20 protein-coding genes and 1 pseudogene are annotated in these 19,011 nt (G+C 29.8%); 17 read left to right on the top strand and 4 right to left on the bottom strand.

Going from position 1 to position 19,011, the window contains the following annotated elements; genetic code table 11:
* Positions 1-33: 33 nt before the first annotated feature.
* Positions 34-486, bottom strand: a complete 453-nt coding sequence (msrB, locus tag N3Z17_RS05090) for a peptide-methionine (R)-S-oxide reductase MsrB (protein WP_282471646.1) — start codon at positions 484-486, stop codon at positions 34-36.
* A gap of 221 nt (positions 487-707) precedes the next feature.
* Entirely contained in the window at positions 708-2,540 is a 1,833-nt protein-coding gene (recQ, locus tag N3Z17_RS05085) for a DNA helicase RecQ (RefSeq protein WP_282471645.1), read from the bottom strand.
* Positions 2,541-2,809: 269 nt separating this feature from the next.
* Between recQ and N3Z17_RS05080 the strand changes: the two are divergent.
* Positions 2,810-2,952 (top strand): annotated as a pseudogene (locus N3Z17_RS05080) (DDE-type integrase/transposase/recombinase); the annotation flags it as partial.
* 393 nt (positions 2,953-3,345) lie between these two features.
* Here the strand turns inward: N3Z17_RS05080 and N3Z17_RS05075 are convergent.
* Complete coding sequence (locus N3Z17_RS05075; RefSeq protein ID WP_282471644.1) at positions 3,346-3,717, bottom strand: hypothetical protein; 372 nt, start codon at positions 3,715-3,717, stop codon at positions 3,346-3,348.
* A 385-nt stretch (positions 3,718-4,102) separates the two neighbouring features.
* Between N3Z17_RS05075 and N3Z17_RS05070 the strand changes: the two genes are divergently transcribed.
* The 8 genes from N3Z17_RS05070 to N3Z17_RS05035 all read left to right on the top strand — a co-directional run bounded on the left by N3Z17_RS05070 (position 4,103) and on the right by N3Z17_RS05035 (position 13,647).
* The gene (locus N3Z17_RS05070; protein ID WP_282471643.1) at positions 4,103-5,056 is read left to right on the top strand and encodes a ParA family protein; all 954 of its coding nucleotides are present in this window, start codon (positions 4,103-4,105) and stop codon (positions 5,054-5,056) included.
* 3 nt (positions 5,057-5,059) lie between these two features.
* Positions 5,060-6,028: a ParB/RepB/Spo0J family partition protein gene (locus tag N3Z17_RS05065; protein ID WP_282471642.1), complete on the top strand. Its 969-nt coding sequence runs from the start codon at positions 5,060-5,062 to the stop codon at positions 6,026-6,028.
* A 172-nt stretch (positions 6,029-6,200) separates the two neighbouring features.
* Positions 6,201-7,040, top strand: a complete 840-nt coding sequence (locus N3Z17_RS05060; protein WP_282471641.1) for a hypothetical protein — start codon at positions 6,201-6,203, stop codon at positions 7,038-7,040.
* 6 nt (positions 7,041-7,046) lie between these two features.
* Complete coding sequence (locus tag N3Z17_RS05055; RefSeq protein ID WP_282471640.1) at positions 7,047-7,613, top strand: hypothetical protein; 567 nt, start codon at positions 7,047-7,049, stop codon at positions 7,611-7,613.
* A gap of 47 nt (positions 7,614-7,660) precedes the next feature.
* Positions 7,661-8,392: a dienelactone hydrolase family protein gene (locus N3Z17_RS05050; RefSeq protein WP_282471639.1), complete on the top strand. Its 732-nt coding sequence runs from the start codon at positions 7,661-7,663 to the stop codon at positions 8,390-8,392.
* Between the two features lie 249 nt (positions 8,393-8,641).
* On the top strand, positions 8,642-8,848 hold the full coding sequence (locus N3Z17_RS05045) for a hypothetical protein (protein WP_282471638.1): 207 nt from the start codon (positions 8,642-8,644) through the stop codon (positions 8,846-8,848).
* A 72-nt stretch (positions 8,849-8,920) separates the two neighbouring features.
* Positions 8,921-11,074 (top strand): S9 family peptidase, encoded by a 2,154-nt coding sequence (locus tag N3Z17_RS05040; protein WP_282471637.1) that lies wholly within the window; start codon positions 8,921-8,923, stop codon positions 11,072-11,074.
* A 14-nt stretch (positions 11,075-11,088) separates the two neighbouring features.
* Entirely contained in the window at positions 11,089-13,647 is a 2,559-nt protein-coding gene (locus tag N3Z17_RS05035; RefSeq protein ID WP_282471636.1) for a sodium:solute symporter family protein, read from the top strand.
* Here N3Z17_RS05035 and N3Z17_RS05030 read toward each other — a convergent pair.
* On the bottom strand, positions 13,644-14,108 hold the full coding sequence (locus tag N3Z17_RS05030) for a helix-turn-helix domain-containing protein (RefSeq protein ID WP_282471635.1): 465 nt from the start codon (positions 14,106-14,108) through the stop codon (positions 13,644-13,646). The genes N3Z17_RS05035 and N3Z17_RS05030 overlap by 4 nt on opposite strands.
* 189 nt (positions 14,109-14,297) lie before the next feature.
* Between N3Z17_RS05030 and N3Z17_RS05025 the strand changes: the two genes are divergently transcribed.
* The 8 genes from N3Z17_RS05025 (at position 14,298) to traL (ending at position 19,008) form a co-directional block, all read left to right on the top strand.
* On the top strand, positions 14,298-14,420 hold the full coding sequence (locus tag N3Z17_RS05025; protein WP_282471634.1) for a hypothetical protein: 123 nt from the start codon (positions 14,298-14,300) through the stop codon (positions 14,418-14,420).
* 12 nt (positions 14,421-14,432) lie between these two features.
* Positions 14,433-14,750: a hypothetical protein gene (locus N3Z17_RS05020; RefSeq protein WP_282471633.1), complete on the top strand. Its 318-nt coding sequence runs from the start codon at positions 14,433-14,435 to the stop codon at positions 14,748-14,750.
* A complete protein-coding gene (locus N3Z17_RS05015; protein WP_282471632.1) occupies positions 14,737-16,614 on the top strand; it encodes a helix-turn-helix transcriptional regulator in 1,878 nt (625 codons plus the stop codon). The genes N3Z17_RS05020 and N3Z17_RS05015 overlap by 14 nt, the downstream gene beginning before the upstream one ends.
* Before the next feature lie 12 nt (positions 16,615-16,626).
* The gene (locus N3Z17_RS05010) at positions 16,627-17,376 is read left to right on the top strand and encodes a complement resistance protein TraT (RefSeq protein ID WP_282471631.1); all 750 of its coding nucleotides are present in this window, start codon (positions 16,627-16,629) and stop codon (positions 17,374-17,376) included.
* An 18-nt stretch (positions 17,377-17,394) separates the two neighbouring features.
* Entirely contained in the window at positions 17,395-17,730 is a 336-nt protein-coding gene (locus tag N3Z17_RS05005; RefSeq protein WP_282471630.1) for a hypothetical protein, read from the top strand.
* The gene (locus N3Z17_RS05000; RefSeq protein WP_282471629.1) at positions 17,727-18,209 is read left to right on the top strand and encodes a single-stranded DNA-binding protein; all 483 of its coding nucleotides are present in this window, start codon (positions 17,727-17,729) and stop codon (positions 18,207-18,209) included. The genes N3Z17_RS05005 and N3Z17_RS05000 overlap by 4 nt, the downstream gene beginning before the upstream one ends.
* Before the next feature lie 74 nt (positions 18,210-18,283).
* Positions 18,284-18,712, top strand: coding sequence for a hypothetical protein (locus N3Z17_RS04995; RefSeq protein WP_282471628.1), 429 nt, complete (start codon positions 18,284-18,286; stop codon positions 18,710-18,712).
* Between the two features lie 8 nt (positions 18,713-18,720).
* Positions 18,721-19,008, top strand: coding sequence for a type IV conjugative transfer system protein TraL (gene traL / locus N3Z17_RS04990; protein ID WP_236869759.1), 288 nt, complete (start codon positions 18,721-18,723; stop codon positions 19,006-19,008).
* Positions 19,009-19,011: the final 3 nt, after the last annotated feature.

The following is a 19,011-nucleotide window of genomic DNA, read 5'->3' as shown; positions in this document are numbered from 1 at the left end:
GATATTGAGTACTATTTTTATCCTCAAAGCTGCTTAGATATTTTTCATATCTTCTTTAGGAATGAATTTTAAGGAAGCAGAGTTAATGCAATAACGCATTCCTCCTTTATTTTTTGGTCCGTCACTAAAAACATGTCCTAAATGTATATCAGAATCTTTTGCTCTGACTTCAGTTCTAATCATGCTGTGAGAATTGTCTAATTTCTCTTTTATTGCTTCAGTATCAATTGGACCCGTAAAACTTGGCCAACCGGTTCCTGAATCAAACTTATCTTTTGAAGAAAAAAGCGCTTTACTATCTATTATATCAACATAAATGCCATCTTGTTTATTATCCCAATACTCATTATCAAACGCTCTTTCTGTACCATTTTGAAAAATTATATTTTTTTGTAGTTCGCTTAAGTTATAATGACTTTTTGCCATAGAAAAATTTATGCTAGATATAATTATCGATAATATTATATAAGTTTTAACAAATTTCATCAGCTAAAAATATAAAATAAATGAGTGAGTTACACATTTTAACTTTAAAGTTTTATAATACAAATAAATCTAATGATCTAGATTGAACTATCATAGTGCAATAAAGTCAAAGGTGAGCACTAGTATGTAATACAAATAATAAATTTTGAGAAGCATAATATATACCTACTTTCTTTGTACCGCCCTACCCTATTAGTTTATAGTTCCCTATTAAACATAGTTCAGTTTGCATTGAAGTAATTGAGCAATACATCTAAAAAGACTTGGCCATAACGTTTAATTTTAGCCTCTCCAATCCCCGTTATTTCAGATATTTCATCAATTGACATGGGCTTTACTTTAATCATTTCTACCAATGTCTTATCATGAAATACTACATAAGGCGGAACTTTCTGCGCTTTTGCTATTTCTAATCTTTTTAATTTTAATAACGCTAATAAATCTTTTTCTTTCTGCGTTTCTATTTTTAGTAATTTTATTTGATCTTGAATTTCTTGCTTATTTTCTGCTTTATTTTTTATTTTAGCTCTCTTAGTATATTTTCCTAATTCTATAGTTTCTTTTTCTTTTAAAAACTGCATGCCACGATCAGTTATTTTAAGTGCTCCATGCCCTATCATATCAACCATAAGTAAATTTCTAGAGACTAATTGCCTAAAAATATTTAGCCACTCTTGTCTGCTGAATTCCTTGCCTATCGCATATACACTAATTTTATCATGGCGGAAGTTTTTTATTCTTTGATTATCCACTCCCATCAATACATCTATAAGATACATTATCCCAAACATTTGATTAGTTCTATAAACGCAAGAGATTGCTTTCTGAGCTATAATTGTACCATCAAAAGTTTCTGGCTTATTGATACATGTGTCACAATTATTGCATGGCTCACACCTATCTCCAAAATATTCTAGCAATATCTGTCTTCTACATGATGTAGCTTCACATAAACCTAATAAATAATTTAATTTTTGTCGCTCTATCCTTTTTTGATTTTCTGGAGCATTAGAATTTTCTATAAAACTTCTCTGAATTGCTATATCTCCTAGACCATAAAACATTACAGCATTTGAAGGTAATCCATCTCTGCCTGCTCTCCCCGTTTCTTGATAATAACTTTCTATATTTTTTGGTATGTTGACATGCACCACAAATCTTACATCTGGTTTGTCTATCCCCATTCCAAATGCTACTGTTGCAACCATTATTATATTTTCTTCCTCAAGGAATCTTTTGAGATTCCTTGTTCTTTCATCTGATTCCATCCCTGCATGATACATCAGAACATTTAACCCTTCTTGCTTTAGATAATCTGTTATCTCTTCAGTTTTTTTACGAGATAGACAATATACTATTCCCGTTTCCTTATTGTGATGTTTTTTAATAAATTCTAAAAGCTGTTTTTTTGGATTTTGCGCTATTGCTATCGCATAATTGATATTTGGACGATCAAAACCTGCTACGAATGTTTTGCCATTTTCTAGTCGCAATTTTTGTATTATATCTTTTCTTGTAGGGGTATCTGCCGTTGCTGTTAATGCTATACGTGGCACTTTTGGAAATTTATCTGCTAATTTACCTAATTCTATATACTCTGGTCTAAAGTCATGTCCCCATTGAGAGACACAGTGTGCCTCATCTATTGCAAATAATGAAATTGGTACTGAAGATAGTAGTTCTAAGAATTCATCCATCAATAATCTTTCTGGTGCAACATAAAGTAAATCTAACTTATTATTTTTCATAGCATCTTTTATTTGCCATACTTCTTTTCTGCTAATATTTGAATTTATAGTCGCTACTTTTACCCCTGATAATCTCAGAGCACTTACTTGATCTTGCATTAATGCTATCAACGGTGAGATTATAATTGCTAAACCTGCTAATACTAAGGCTGGTATTTGATAACATAATGACTTTCCACCACCTGTCGGCATTAGTACAAAAGTATTTTCACCATTTATCACATTGTTAATTATTGCTTCTTGCTCTCCTCTAAATTTGTCATATCCAAAAACATGCTTTAATATATATAAAGGAGATTTATTCATTGGCTACTGATCTATAATATACTGAACGACTTATTCCTGTTATTGCACAAATTTAACTTATTGAGAATTTGTTTGTTTCTAATTGCGATTTTAACTGACTCTCTCACATCTATAATTAACCCGAGCTGCATTTAAGAAATGATGAATAGATTTTTATCAATAACAGGCTTATCTGGTTTTAGTTGATAATTTATTAATCCGGCTAAAATATGGGAAAAAGCATTGATGGGGGTTTATTAGAAGAAGAAAAAATAGAAATGAGGTAAAATAAATACCTAAACAACCTCATAGAGCAGGAGATCACAGGGTTATAAAGAAGCGAACTAAACCAATACTTGGCTTTAAATCTTTTAGGAGTGCCGCCAAAACCATTGCAGGAATAGAACTCTTGCATATGATTAAAAAAGGATAACTTACTGACAACGACAATTATAACTCTGACTTTGATAAATTTCTTTCACTAGCTGCTTAATGAAAAATATGTAAATAATTTGAAAAATTTACTCTACAATTCTAGATGCGACAGAGCCTTACAAAGAAAGTATAAATTTTGTGACTCAAGTAGCAATCTACCTTATCTAAATCAAATATTAAGATTATGAGAGATGTTATCGATTTCACCTTGAGAAGGTTTGGTATAACGAAATATTTGAGAGATTGAGATGACCCCAATTGGGGCAATACAGACCTTAATATTGACTTTGTTTTTAACGGCACATCCCCAGCATATTTACAACTTTAATTCCAATTTGATGTGATATTTATCATTCCTCACTAAATTTACCACACAATAAATCATGGTATCTCAATGAAAAAACTCCTTGTTATCGTCAGTAATAATGAAATCAATTAGAGATGTTCTCATTTTATCAAGAGCATCACCTAAATCAGTAGCTAGTTTAGTACTTTTATCTGTATCCTGATCGATACAAAACTTTTTTTCAATAAGTACAATGGATTTAGTACTTTCAACATCACATAAATCAATAATATTACCAATTAGTTTATATTCATTTTGATTTTGAAATGAAGTTAATGAAGTAATCTCTGAATCTTGATTAAACGCGATACAAAGAAAAGAATAATCAGTATTTTGAAATGAATTAAAAATACATGGTAATATGCTTAAAATATTAGTTTTACGTGATATGGATTTGTTAATATTAATTTGTTTCATAAATCTTCCCTTATTTATAGTTGCAAAATAATTACTACTTAGGCAAAAAGTAAAGTCAATAAATATATTTACATATCTCTAAAAATTGCCAGACTCATATTTATATAGATTTAAGTAAAAATAAATCTCAGTGCTGTTGTTTATATTATTTTTCATAGCACCCTCCCCTATTATATAAAATAAAAACGTTTTGTTACTGTTCATACATCTATCAACTAACACTGAAATATTATAATTGAATCTTTTTAAATAAAATGGATTCATTACTAATAACTTTATAAATCATCTGACTATCTTTTTAATAAATATCCGCATCTCTATATTGACATGGTTGATGTTTTGCTTTAATAAATAGGTTTAGATGAACTTATATTAATCAATGTTAATGGACATAAAAATATCACAGCCTAAGATGCCTGCTACTGTAGCAGCAGAGTTACTAGGAGTAAGTATACAGGCTATACATAAACAGCTAAAATCTCTGGATATTAAATGTCCCAAGATAGGGAATAAATCGTATATCACTCATAGTATCGCACAAAAACTATTTAATCTGAGTTTCAATAAGAAAAAAGTAGCTTTTCAAATAGTAAAAGGTGGAACAGGTAAAACAACAGCAATGCATAACGTTAGTTGTGCTGCTAGTTTATATGGAGCAAAAGTTTTAGCAATAGATTTAGATCCACAAGGTAACTTAACAGATGCATTTAATATAAATCCAGAAGAAATACCAACTATGATTGATGTTATTGAGGAGAATGTAAGAATAGAAGATGCTATAATTAAGGCTGAAGATGGGATAGATCTTATTCCAAGTAGAATTGAAAACGTTACATTAGATAGTAAATTAGCCTTAACAAGAGCACCTCTTCATAATGTATTTAATAATATATTAGAAAGAATAGAACATAATTATGATTTTATATTCTTGGATTGCCCTCCAATGATCGGACATTCTGTCACTGCAGCTTCCTTATATGTTGATGTTATGTTAATTCCTCTTAATCCAGATAGATTTAGCGCTAAAGGTCTGCAAATTTTAAAAGACGAGATCAAAAACATCAAAAAACAATATAAAAAAGACCTTCATTACAAAATATTTTTAAATAAGTTTAGTGGTAACACAATATTGTCTGATAAAACCTTACAAACCGTATTTAATGATGAATCTGAAAGTGGCAACACACTAAACACAGCAGTAAGACAAAGTCAGGAAATACCAAATGTAATTGATGAAAAACTCAATCTATTCAGTTCGGTAAAAAAATCTACTGCCAAAGATGATTTTGATCTATTAACTAAAGAGTTACTTGGAATTAAAGTTATAAAAAATAAATAAAATATGCCTAAAATAGAAGATTTACAAACAAGTAAGAAAAAAATATTTAAAAAAAGAGAATATAGACCTTACAACCCAGAGGGTGAATCACTAGAGCAAGAATTAGTTGTTAATCAAGATCCAATTTCTATTGTTTCACATCACAAAGACATGGTAATAGAGATAGATCCTTATGTCATTAAAAATTGGGAATTTCATGACAGACCAGAAAATGAGTTAGGTGATATAGATGCATTAGCAGAAGAGTTTTTGTCTATGGGACAGCAGATCCCATGTATAGTAAGAAAACTACCTAATGATAGCAATTTTCAATATGAATTAATTGCAGGGGAAAGAAGATGGAGAGCAGCACAAAAAGCACATCTTCCTCTTAAAGTATTGGTGCGAAATTTATCAGATAATGAGGCTGCTCTAGTACAAATATCAGAAAATTCTAACAGATCAGCGCTATCTGATTATGCTAAAGGAATGAGTTATGCAAAACTAATTGAAAAAAAAATATTGAGTCAGTCAGATTTAGTAGATAAATTAAAAATAAGCAAACAACAAGTTTCTAGATTATTATCATTTAGCAAAATACCACTGCAAATACAGGAAGCTCTAAAAGATATGACTAAAATAAGCTCTGGTACTGCAGAACAAATAAAACAATTAAGTATTAAAGGTGATAAATATATAGAAGGTATATTGAAGTATGCGCAGCAAATTGCAGAAGGGACAATTGGTAAAAATAAGTTAACTACTCTTGTTAATAAATACGTTAATCAAGTAGAAAGCATCCCCTCAAGTGAAAAAATTTACTCTCATAATGGGAGACATTTATACACTTGGAGGAACGATAACAATTCTATACCATCCATACATTTTCCAAGAAATATCTCATTCTTAATATCTAGCGGTAAATTAGATAAAGAACAGATATCCCATTTATTTAAAAAATTATTAGAGGAGATGCTTATGGAAATTAAATAAAAAAGACCTTCTAAAAGCTCCGACTACTAGAAGGCCTATCTATTTTACAAATCCGCATAATGAATGCACGAAGTGTAACTTGTAACTCACTATTCAAGCTATACCATATAAGTATTCATTGTGCAATAAATTTATCAGTCCCCTTGGGGGGACTTTTTATTGAGAGGTGAATATGAATTTTAATTACACAAACATACATACAAATGATGAACTAAAGATATCTAACAAAACATGCAATATATTTGACACAAATTTAGCCAATATAATTGGCATTGAAGCTGCATTATTTTTAAATAAATTGAATTACTGGGTTTCTAAATGTGGGAGATATTTGCCAAATCATGAGGGTGCATGGATATACAATTCTCTCCCCTCTTGGAAAAAACAATTTCCTTATTTATCTATGTATAAATTAAGAAAAACTATTAAAACTCTAGAAGATACAGGTTTAATTAAGTCTGTTAAGATTAATGCTGGAAAATGGAACCACACTAAATGGTATACTATAGATTTAAAAAAATATAATTCCTTAATTACTATGCACTCTGAAAGCTACTATACAAAGAATGAAGAGAGTATTAATTTATCTAATACAAATAATAATAACTATACAAGTAATGTTTTTAAATTAGCATCTAAAAAAATTAAGTCTATTGCTTTTGCAAATACAATTTTACTTGCTGAAAAGACAACAAATCGATCTGTCGATTTTCATCATATCATAATAACAAAGAATAACTATACAAATAAACCTTCTTATAAAAAGGATGGCGTTGAGTTAGAAAATACTTTAAAGGAAAAAATAGAAGAAAATCCTATAAATTCTAATGAGAAAGAAATAATAAATAAAATGGTCTACATATGGAACAAAGTATTTGAGTATTCAATCAGTCCAATCAAAGCTTATAGTAATAAAAAGAACCAAGAAGTATTATTAAATCTATATAAAACAGCATTTAAAGGTGATCTAAATAACTGGAGAGAATATGCATGTAAAGTAAATAGTAGCTAGTTCCTAATGGGAGAAAAGAAAACAAAGAATAACTTTAAGGCAGTTTTTGGCTGGTTAATAAAAGAGGAAACGATAGAAAAGATATTAAATGGAGAATATGGAGTAGGAGATAGAGAGCTGGATATAAATAATATAACGAAAAATATAGAAGAGAAGAAAGAGGAAGTAGTAAATAAAATGGATAAAAAAATATCAGAGTATATAAAGCTCAAAATAGATGAAACAAAAGAAAGAAGAGAATTTGAGGAATATATCAAAATAAACCAAGCAGAAAGAAAAGAAGATGAATATGGCATATTGAAAGCTATAAAGCACATATCATATCACAGCATATTTAGAACAAACGAATATGCAGTATTGAGGGAAAGTCTGTATGAAAGCTACGTAATGAAGAAATATTTGGGATTAACAAAAATGGAGGCAAGGAAAAAAATAAGAGAAAGAACAAAAGAGGTAGTTGATGATAAAGGAATAAATGAGATGGTAATAGAGGAATTGAATAAAAAAGGGAAAGAAATAGAATATTTTGATATAAGTGATGGTATGGGTAAAATAGGCTTGCACTCAATATGATAAAAATATTAGGATTGATTATGTGTAAATAGAAAAAAATTACAATAATGGAAAACATAGAAAGCAAAATAATAAAGTATGAAATATCAGGAATAACACATGAAGGATATTGTGCTTATCCAATAAAAAAAACTAAGTTACCAGCGGTAATGATAGTTCACGCATGGTCAGGAAGAGATAAGGAAGTATGTAACATAGCGGATAAAATATCAAAATTAGGATATGTGGGATTTGCAGTAGATTTATATGGAGAAGCAAAAATAGGGAAAACAGTAGAAGAAAATCAAAAGTTAATGAATCCTCTTATACAAAATAGAGAATTATTAAAAGAAAAGTTAAAAGTTTCATTAGAAGTGTTAGCTACTTTATCAAAAGTAGATCCTACTAAAGTGGTGGCAATAGGATATTGTTTTGGAGGATTATGTGTAATAGATATGGCAAGGTATAATTTTCAAGTGAAAGGAGTTGTAAGTTTTCATGGTCTTTTACCAGAATTAGAAGAAAATAAAAATAAAGAAAATGAAAAAATAGAGCCAAAAGTGTTAATATTACATGGTGATAATGATCCAATGGTCAGTAGAGAAGAGGTAGAGAAATTTAAGAAGGAAATGGCGAAAAGAAATGCAGATTGGCAAATACATATTTTTGGCAATACAAAACATGCATTTACAAATCCTAGGGCCAATGATGAAAAATTAGGAACTGTTTATAATGAATTATCATCAAATAGAGCTTGGGAAATAATGAAAATATTTCTTAAAGAAATTTTATGTAAATAAAGATAAATAATAAAAAAGAAAATAAAGAATTTTTAAATATATTGATAATACTAGCTTCTAATAAAGGGATATTTTAAAATCATGAGATTATTTCATACCAAATAGAGTAGCAATAGGCTTTTATTGTGTGTTTTGCAATATTGACTACCATTCATTATAATGCTAAAATTATTTGCAGATTTAAATAACAAATGAGTTTAATAGTTAGTTAAATAAGCATTATTAATGATTCAAATATTGGAGGTAGTTATGCAGGATTTATATTATGATTCTTCAGTAGAGTTTTTACAAGGATCTTTAGAAACGATAGGTGAGAATTTAGCTTATGGATTTTTCGCTATTAATGACTTTATTAAAGAGTACGATCCTTTCCCACTTACTGGGTTCTTTGCTGAAGCAGCTGAGCCTGTAAGTGGTGGCGGTTGCGATAGAAGTAGTGGTGGTGGAAGTGTATAGTTAGTTTTATTACTTACTCCTTAGGCAGAGGTATGTTTTTAATCTAAAGTATATCTGAAGTATAAAAATGAAATGAAAAAATTTAGCAATAAGATTCGTACTTTTCTGCCTGTCATACTGTGTGCTCTATTGGCTTTGAATGTTAATGCTTTAGAAATTAAAAAGAACATAATTTTGCCAAAAGCAAAAAGGGAAAAATATGAGGAGATAGTACATGGAAAGGTATTAGTAGATAATTATCGTTGGCTAAGAGATGAGAATTGGCCTGAGGTAAAAAATAAAGAAATACTTGGATATATAAAAGAAGAGAACGATTATACAGAGAGATATTTTTCACAATACAAGGAACAGGAAGAAAAGTTATATAATGAAATGAAACAGAGGGTAATGGAGGAAGAAGAAGGATATCCAAAAAAAATTGATAATTATTATTACTATCGTAAGTATTCAGGTAATTACTTTGCGCTATTTAGGAAAAAGGATTATTTAAAAGGACGAGAAGAAAAAATATTAGATGTTAATAAATTAGCGGAAGGAAAAATGAAAGGGTATAAAGTGGATTCAATATATCCAAGTCCAAAACATGATAAAATAACATATACAGAAGATTTAATTGGGGGAGAGAAATATAGTTTAAGTGTAAAAAATTTGAAAACAGGAGAAGTAGATAGTAATATAGTTAATGATATGTGGGGTAATATAATATGGCATGGGAACAACAAAGGATTTTTTTATAGTAAAAGGGATGATAAATCTAGGATAACAGAGGTATATTATCATGAATTAGGTAGAAATCAATCCGAGGATATAATCATATATAAGGAGAAAGATGAAAGATTTAGTATTGATATAAAGAAGACATCTGATAACAAATATTTAATTATTAATCCATCTAACAATGTAGAAAATGAAATAAGAATTTTAAATATAGAAAATGAACTAGTCCTTAGTCCAAGCTTGCTATTAAATAGAGAACTTGGAAGATCATATTACATCGATCATGGCCATGATACATTTTATTTAAAAATCAACGATAAGGGAAAAAATTTTAGATTAGTAAAACTGAACGAGTATCAGTTCAATAATAAAGAAAAATGGATTGAAATAATTTCACACAGTGATAGCCAATTTTTAGAAGATTTTAGTGTATCAAAGGGATATTTAGTAGTTAATGTGAGAGTAAATGGAGTTAATAAAATAGTAGTTTTTGATAAGACTGAAAAAAGTGAGGAAGTAAAATTTGATGAAGAAACATACAATGCATATGGATTTTTTACAACTTATGACACAGATTTAGTAAGAATTAACTATTCATCATTTATAACGCCGCAAACGGTATATGATTATGATTGTAAAAGGGGTAAGTTATATGTAAGAAAGACACAAGGAGTGAAAGGAGGGTATTGTAAAGATAAATATCAGACAGAAAAGATATACATTATAGCAGATGATGGGGTCAAAATACCAGTATCATTGTTTTATAAAAAAGATAGATTTAAAAGGGATGGAACAAATCCACTTTTATTATATGGGTATGGAGCATATGGCATTTCAAGTTTTGCAAAATTTGATCCAAATATATTTTCATTAGTGGATAGGGGTTTTGTGTATGCAATAGCGCATATAAGGGGAGGAAGTGAGCAAGGATATAAATGGTATGAAGATGCCAAGCTTTTAACAAAGAAACGGACTTTTTATGATTACATAAATTGTGCAGAGGGATTAGTAAAAAGAAAATATGGATCGAAAGACAAGATTGTAGGATATGGTGCAAGTGCTGGAGGTATGATTATAGGGTATGTTATAAATGAAAGACCAGAATTGTTAAAAGTTGCAGTGGCGGAAGTACCTTCTGTAGATACATTGAATACTATGCTGGATAAAAGTCTAAAAAATACTCCATTTCATTATACAGAATTAGGCAATCCAAAAATAAAAGAATATTATGACTATATAAAATCCTATTCAGCGTATGATAATATAAAAAAACAAAAATATCCTGCTTTATATGTAACAGGAGGAATTTCAGATCTAAGAATTGCGTATTGGGAACCCACTAAATGGGTAGCAAAATTAAGGTACTATAATAAAGGAGCAAATCCTATTTTATTACATATAAATACAGAAAATGGGCACTTTGGGTTTAGTGGAAAAAATTATTACTTGGATCAGCAAGCAAGGATGTATAATTTTATACTAATAAATCTGAATACATCTACCCACTAAGCAATAGTGATATTATGGAGATTATAAAAACATTAATTAATTTGGATGTTGGAGTATATGTATACGCAGGGTTATTTTTATTTTTAGTGGTAGGAATACTATATAAAGATAAACCAAAGAGTATTAAGGATTATGCATTAGGAAGTAAAGCATTTTCTACACCAGTATTGGTTGCAACAATGGTCGCCACTTTTATAGGAGCTGGTAATACTATAGGGTATGTTACATTATTTTATAAAAATGGCTTATTGTTTGCTTTTTTACCAGTATTTGGTTGTTTTGCTCATGTATTGTTTGCACGATATATATTACCACAATTTAATCAATATTATGGAAGATTAAGTGTTGTTTCGGTAATATCGAAAGTTTACGGAAATTCAGTAGAGAGATTTGTTGCTTTTGTAGCATATATGTATTGTTTTGGGGTTTTAGCAATGCAGGTTAAGGCAACTGGTATTATTATAGAGTATGCTTTAGGGTATCCTTCAGTACTTGCTACGATTATAGCTTTTATGATTATTACAATATATTCTGCAGTTGGTGGAATAAAATCTGTTGTGCAAACGGATGTTTTACAATTCATTATATTTATAATTGTATTGCCCATGTTTGCATTTTTTTTATTAAGTGAAAATGATGGAATATTTCTATTGACTAAATCTAATGTGTGGCAAGTAAGAGAAAATTTTAATTTGTTCAGTTATATTTCTCTACTTATTCTCAGTTTATCTCCGGAAATATCTCCTATTTATATTCATAGGATATTGATGGGACGGAATCAACTGCAAAACAGACAAACCATATATTTTTGGATTCTAATTAAGGTCATATGCACATTATTCACAATAGTAGTAGCAATGGTAGCTATTAATAAGTATCCAGGCTTAGAAGGTAATTTAATATTTTTTAAAACAATAGATAATGTTATTCAGAATAATTTTCTTCGAGGGTTATTTGCCACAGCAATGCTTGCAGTTGTTTTATCATCAGCAGATTCTTTAATAAATACTGGAGCAGTTATTTTTGTCGAGAATTTAGTTCCTAAATCTATAACAAATAAGGTAAATAAAGTAAATATAGTAAAAATAGTTACACTGTTCAGTGGTGTATTAGGATTATTTATTGCGATAAAGGCTAAAAGCTTACTTGATATAGTTTTTTTTGTGTCAGAGTATTATTTTGCCATGATATTTGTACCATTTGTTGGAGGATTATTTATAAAGAAAGGAAGGGATGTAATATTTTGGGCTAGTTCAATAACAGGCTTTTTATCGTATACATTGCTAAAAATATTTGCACCTGAAATAGATCATGCGGCATATTTAATAAGCTTAGCATTAAGCTTCGTAGCATTTATGTTAATTAAGTATTTAATGCAGGAGAAAATAAATGGCGAAAGAAGATATATAAGTAATTTAGAGTGTGTAACGAGGAATATTATCGATGATATGAAAATACCGGTAAGTCAATTAGGTTATGCAATTATACCCATTCCAATTTTCACAGGAATTATAGAGATTATTGGTAATGCGTTAACCGTAGATACAATTATACTAATAATATTAGCTGGTTCATTTAGTGTGATCTATATTTTTATGGGAAAAGCCTTTAAAAATAATCAAGGTATATCGCAGAATCTTTTTATATTATTTACTGCATGGTACTGCTTTCCTTTTTTAGTAACATATGTGTACTATACACTGCCAAATTCAAGTATAGCACTTTCTAATATGGTAATATCCGTGGTGGTGTTTAGTATTATATTTTTTTACAGGATATTTATGATATTATTAGTTGCAGGGGCTATACTTGGAAGTGTGACATTTGTAATATTAAATCCTATTAAGTTTGATGTTTTTATTGTAAACATTACTGTGTTATCTTTAGTAATTATATACATATTGGTTATATTATTTTTCATATTTAAGGTAAAAGAAATTCTTATAAAAAAATTTATATCAGGTTTTAAGGAAGAGACTTACGGTATTAATAAAAAGGTAATAGATATAGCAATAAATTATTGGGAAGCTAGAAAGGCATATTTAAGTAAAAGATTAGATTTAGATGTAAAAAGAAATGACGTTTTTATAGTGAGTATAGAAGATATGCTAAAAGAGCTAAAAAATTATTTAGCATTCACAGAATTAGAGAGAGAGGTAAAATTTAATATTCAAAATAAAATAAAAAATATAACAACAACAAAGCCAATATCGATGATATATACAATAGTATTCAGTATAGCGTATCAAATGATTGGCTTTAATGAGAAGAGAATTGATATATCAGTAATTAGTAGAAATAATCAGATAATCATAAAATATAGTTTACCAAACATGGAATTAAATATTAAAGAGGTAAAAAAATACATTAAGGGTAAAAATAACCCAGAAGAAATAATGGATTTTGATTTAGTAGAAAAAATTATAAATGAGCAAGATGGTATAAAAATAAAATTCACTAAAAATGCTATAGTAGTAATTATTGAGTCAATAGTTAAAAGTATAGGAATAGATGATGTTGAATTTATTAATATTTATTCTGCACAAAACAAAAATCCAAAAGTATTAAATTAACCTTCAAAGGTGGAACTAAGAATCCATTTAGCAAATTTAAGGTCGGGATGGGTTAAATTTCTACGAAAGGAATAGTCGTATATATTATCAAGAGCAGCAACAACAGAATTAATAGTGGGGGATATGTTATTATTCTGAATATAAGAGATAACATAATCAAAAGAGTTTTTTAATAAATCAACATTTAAATTTAAATCCTTAGATAACAAATTCGAAGAAGAAGATTTAGAAGATTTGTGACCAACAAGTTCATCAATACTACAGTCAAGTTTTTTAGCAATAGCAACAACGGTTTTTATCCCTGGATTATTAGTATCTCCTGATAAAACTTTTAACATATGGTTTCTAGATACGCCGGCAGAATCAGCGAATCTAGCCTGATTAATCTCAGAAAAAGAATTAATATTTAGTATCCTTAATATATTTTGCCTTAAATCTTGAGTGTCAAAATCTTTATTCATATCATAAAAAAGTATTTACACGTTAAAAATAGTATGTTAAATAATAAAATATGTTTTTAAGTAAAATAAAGTTCCAATATTTTATTATACTTACTAAACGTTTATACATTAACTATGAATTTTGTCAATTTAGAAAATGTTGAAAATTATTAAAACAAAATGATTTTAGAGGGAGTGAAGTATTAAAAAATGGAACAAGTTACGAATTTTATTCAAAAATACATAGTTGATTATTCAACTGCTTATATAGCTGGTTTGCTAACGATTTTATTTCTTATTTTTGGATACATAATTTTAAAGAATAAGGATTAATAGGTAAATAAAATGCTAACAGAAGGATTAAAATATTTAAGAGATGCGGAAGCGATAATGTTAGACCGCATAGATCAGCTAGTGAGAGGAGAAATCACCGGCTATAAGTATAGAGAGGATGGATGGGTATGTAATAGCCTAATGTCATGGAATGAAATGCATATGCCATTATGGGGGAAGAATAAAGTATATCTAGTAATTAAGGGTTTGGAAGATAAGGGTTTAATAGAATCAGAAAAGAAATGCAAGAGCGAGTGGGACCATAGTAAATGGTACAGAATAAATTATGAGAAATGCAAAGAAATGGTAGAAGGGTATGCAAATAAGTAAATTTTACATATTAAGACCGAGTATTGCGATAGAAATAGGAGAAGCAGAAGCTGCGATATTAGAAAAAATAGCTGTGTACTGCAGAGGCAAAGCATCAAATCTTAAAGGAGAAGAAGGTAAATGGATCTATAATTCGGTTTCATCATGGAAGATTCAACATTTTCAGCATTGGAGCGAAAGTAAAATATATCGAGCACTAAAATCATTAGAGGAGCAAGGATTAATAAGGAGTAAGCAAGCCAGTTTCAGAGGAAGAGAAAATATCAGATGGTACACAGTAGAGGAAAAAGGTTACAAAATACTAAATGACAATATAAGGAAAAGTAATTCAGTAAAAAATAACTGCGGAAGTTATGAAGAAAGTTACTTAGATGAATTTTATATCTCAAGCTATGAACTAGAAAAGGATATAGAGCCTACAAATTACAAATCATCACAATTTATTAATAACTCACCATGTAGTAAAAACTATACTACAAGTAATGGCCAAAAAAAGGCGAGTACAATTTCAGTATTTCAATTTGAAAATGATTCCCGTCAAAATGACGAGGGATATAATATAACAGAGAAAGGAACAGAAAAGACTTCTTCTAGGAGGAGTGAAGAAGAAAAATATTTTGAATTGGGAAAAAAGAAGAATCGAGAAATGGGTGAGACTTTAGCAGAAAGGGAAGATAGGGGTTACGAAAAAGAAAAGGGTAAAATAATTAGGAATTTAAATGATTTAATTGAAGAGGAAGTAGAAAGAAGGTTGAGAGAAAGGAGGCAGGAGGAGCTAGAGAAGGAAGTAGCGGAAGAAATGGAAAGACTATACAGAGAGTACGAGAAAATGCATGAAGAGGATGGGACAAAGATACAAGGAGGATTTAATTTTAGTGAATTATTTGCAGCTTTAAAAAAGTATTCAACAATAAAAGAAGAAAACAAAGGTTTAGAAGCAAAAGCAGAAGAGGAAGTAGGGGGGAAAGATGAGGTAGATGTGGAAGTAAAGAAAGCAGAAGCAAACTCTGCTATTTCAACAAGCATAATAACCGCTACTCAAGCAACCAAAATCACATCAGTTGTGGTATCTGATATCCAAGAAGGTAATCAATCAGTGACGCAAACAATGGTAGATTTATGGAACAAAGTATTTGAGTATTCGATAAGCCCAATTAAAGCATATAGTAATAAGAGGAATGAGCAAATTTTACTAAATATATATAGAACAGTATTTAATAGGGATTTAAATAACTGGAGAGAATACACACTAAAAGTAAATAGTAGCCAGTTTTTAATGGGAGAGAAGGACACAAAGAATAACTTTAAAGCAGTTTTTGGCTGGTTAATAAAAGAGAAAACGATAGAAAGGATATTAAATGGAGAATATGGAGTAGGAGATAGAGAGCTGGATATAAATAATATAAGTCAAAATAGAGAAATCAAAAAAGAGGAAAAAGTTACGGAAATAGAGAAGAAAATAGCAAATAACCTAAAAGAAAATTTAAATGAGTTTAAAGAATATGAAGAATTTAGAAATTATATAGAGGAAGAGGGATATCAGGAAGATAACGATAGATATAAATTAGGATTAATACTGAGGCATATTCCAAAAAGAGATTTTTTGAATAAGGATGAGTACAAATTAATGAGAGATAGGCTATTTGAATCATATTTAATGAAGAAACATATCAAAAGAAGCAGATTAGAAATAAGAGATAAAATAAGAGATGCAGTAAGTAAGGAATCCAAAGAAATAATATTCAATAAGTCCAGAGAAGTACAAGAACTAGGTGATTACTCACAAGTAAATATAAATAATCACGAGCTACTGATGAGAGACATAAGTAAGAACCAAGTAAATATAAATAATCAATTAAATTAGGAGTGAACAAAAATGATCAAGCAAGCAAAAAAATACATAGTAATAGCAGTGCTAACAACAGGAATGGGAAGTTTAGTAGGCTGTAATACAGCAAGTAAGATGATAAAGCATGGGAATCTAGAAGTAGAGACGAAAATGAGTGAAACAATATTCTTAGATCCAATTGATGATAATAAAAAAACAGTATTACTACAAATTAGAAATACAAGTGATAAATCAGGATTAGAGATTGAATCTAAAATTAGATCGGCGATAGAAAGCAAAGGCTATAGAATTGTAAATAGTACTCAAAGTGCAAATATAATGATCCAAGCCAATGTATTGCAAGTAGGAAAAAACACATTAGAAAATCCATTCCAAGCGTTAACTGGAGGCTATGGTAGTGGACTGGAAGGTTTCGCAACAGGAGCTGCAATAGCAGGAGCCACAGGAGGAAGTGGGAGAAGTATGCTTGGTATAGGATTGATTACAGGAATAGGTAATACAGTGTTAGATGCAGCAGTGGAAGTAGTGAACTTTACAATGATAACAGATTTACAAATAAGTGAGAAAGCAGATGGAGAATATGTCAGTGAGAGTAGTGATGCCAATTTAAAGCAAGGAACAAGTGGGTATAAAAAATCCAGATGGGAGAAGAAGACAAATTGGAAGAAGTATCAAACGAGAATAATGAGTGTAGCAAAGAAAACCAATTTGAAATTTGAGGAGGCAGAGCCAAAGTTAACAGAAGGGCTAGTGAAATCAATATCAGGGTTATTATAAACAAATAGAAAGGTAAATATGAGAGTTCAAGTAGGAAAATATATAAGAAAGTTTCAAGAAAACACCGTAATAAGTGGGGTAATAATAGAGGAGCCGCATATAGGGATTAATCAGGAAAATGAGGTAACAGGAATTAGTTGGATGCATATAAGAGAATATAACTACAAGGAATGTGAGGTATTTATAAGGAGTGAAAGGATAGCAAGATATTGCAAAGAAAACAGGGAGAAACTAGAAATTGGCAAAAGAGTCAAGCTAAGAGGAACGTTTAGTGAAGGGAAAAAAGTAGATTATATGCTGTTGGACAGCTATGGAGAAATCACCATAGGTGAAGAAGATGAATTGAACAAATGATAGGGGAAAGGAGGCTTAATAAAATGGTAAGAGATAGAAATATAGTTGAGTTAAGTGGCAGATTAGTCAGGGATATATGGCTAAGAGAGACTAAAGAAGGAAATGTGTATGGGATGGTAACGGTAGTAGTGAGGGGTAAAACAGAGAAGAAGGTAGATTTTTTTGAAATATTTGTGTGGAACAAAAGAATAATAGATCATTTTGGTAAGCATCTAAAAGCAGGTAAGAAGGTGATAGTAAGAGGGGAGTTAAGCAAATCAGAAAAAGGAGTATTTATCAATGTATTTGAGGATTATGGGATAATGATATGTGTAGATGTGAGGGAGTTAAAAGCAAAAGCAGGAGAAGAATGGATAAGAGAGTTAGAAGAAGAGAATAAGGTATATGAGGAGAAGCTAAAAAAGTATGAGGAGGAAGTATTAAAAGAAGGAGTAGAAAGAGAGTTAGAGGAGGGTGTGGAAGTAGATGTAGCAGGTTGAGAATTATCAAATTATAAATAAGGCATACTAAAAAAACAAACAAAAAATAATAAATTAAAAAAGGAGAATAAAAAATGAAGACAGTAAAAATAATTAAAAAAATGCAAGCAAGAGTAGAAGAGGTGCTGATCAAAGGATATTTGTTTAATGAGAAAATGAAAGAAAAATGTTTTATAAAAAGCGGTGAGAGAGACATAGAGAGCCCAAGGATCAAAAGAGTTTTAAAAACATGTATACTAATTTTACTGGGAGTAATGATTTTGTATCCAGAATATGGATTAGCAGGGATTACTGATATTGCTGATATAAAAACGCTAACAAAGAAAGTGCAAGATGATTCACAAGGATATTTAATACCTATGGTATTAAATGCAGCAGGGATAGCGACAGCGGGTTTTGCATTAATATCACAGAGATGGACAATGTTAATGTTTGGAGCTGCATATTTAATATTTGTGAATGTATTTTTTGGATTTGTAAATGGCTCATTCAAAATAAAGTAAGAGGGATAATGTACGATAGGAATGTAATACTAAGATATTTAGATAACCCGACAAGAATAGCATTTTGGACGGTGGATGAAATGGCGGCATTATTTGTGCCGCTAGCACTTGGATTTATATTTAGATTTCCAGTTACAGGGGTGGTGTTGAGTATAGCGATATATAATGCACTTAAATATGTAAAGCAAAACATAGGAGGAGGGTTTTTAAGGCATGCTATATATTGGTATTTACCTGGGATGCATAGACAGCTTAAATCAAAGGTAAGGTCTGATATTAGGGAGTATATTGGATAGTGA

This window comes from Candidatus Bandiella numerosa (genome assembly GCF_029981845.1).
GTDB classification, from domain to species: domain Bacteria; phylum Pseudomonadota; class Alphaproteobacteria; order Rickettsiales; family Midichloriaceae; genus Aquirickettsia; species Aquirickettsia numerosa.
This window is presented reverse-complemented; position numbering and strand designations above follow the sequence as displayed.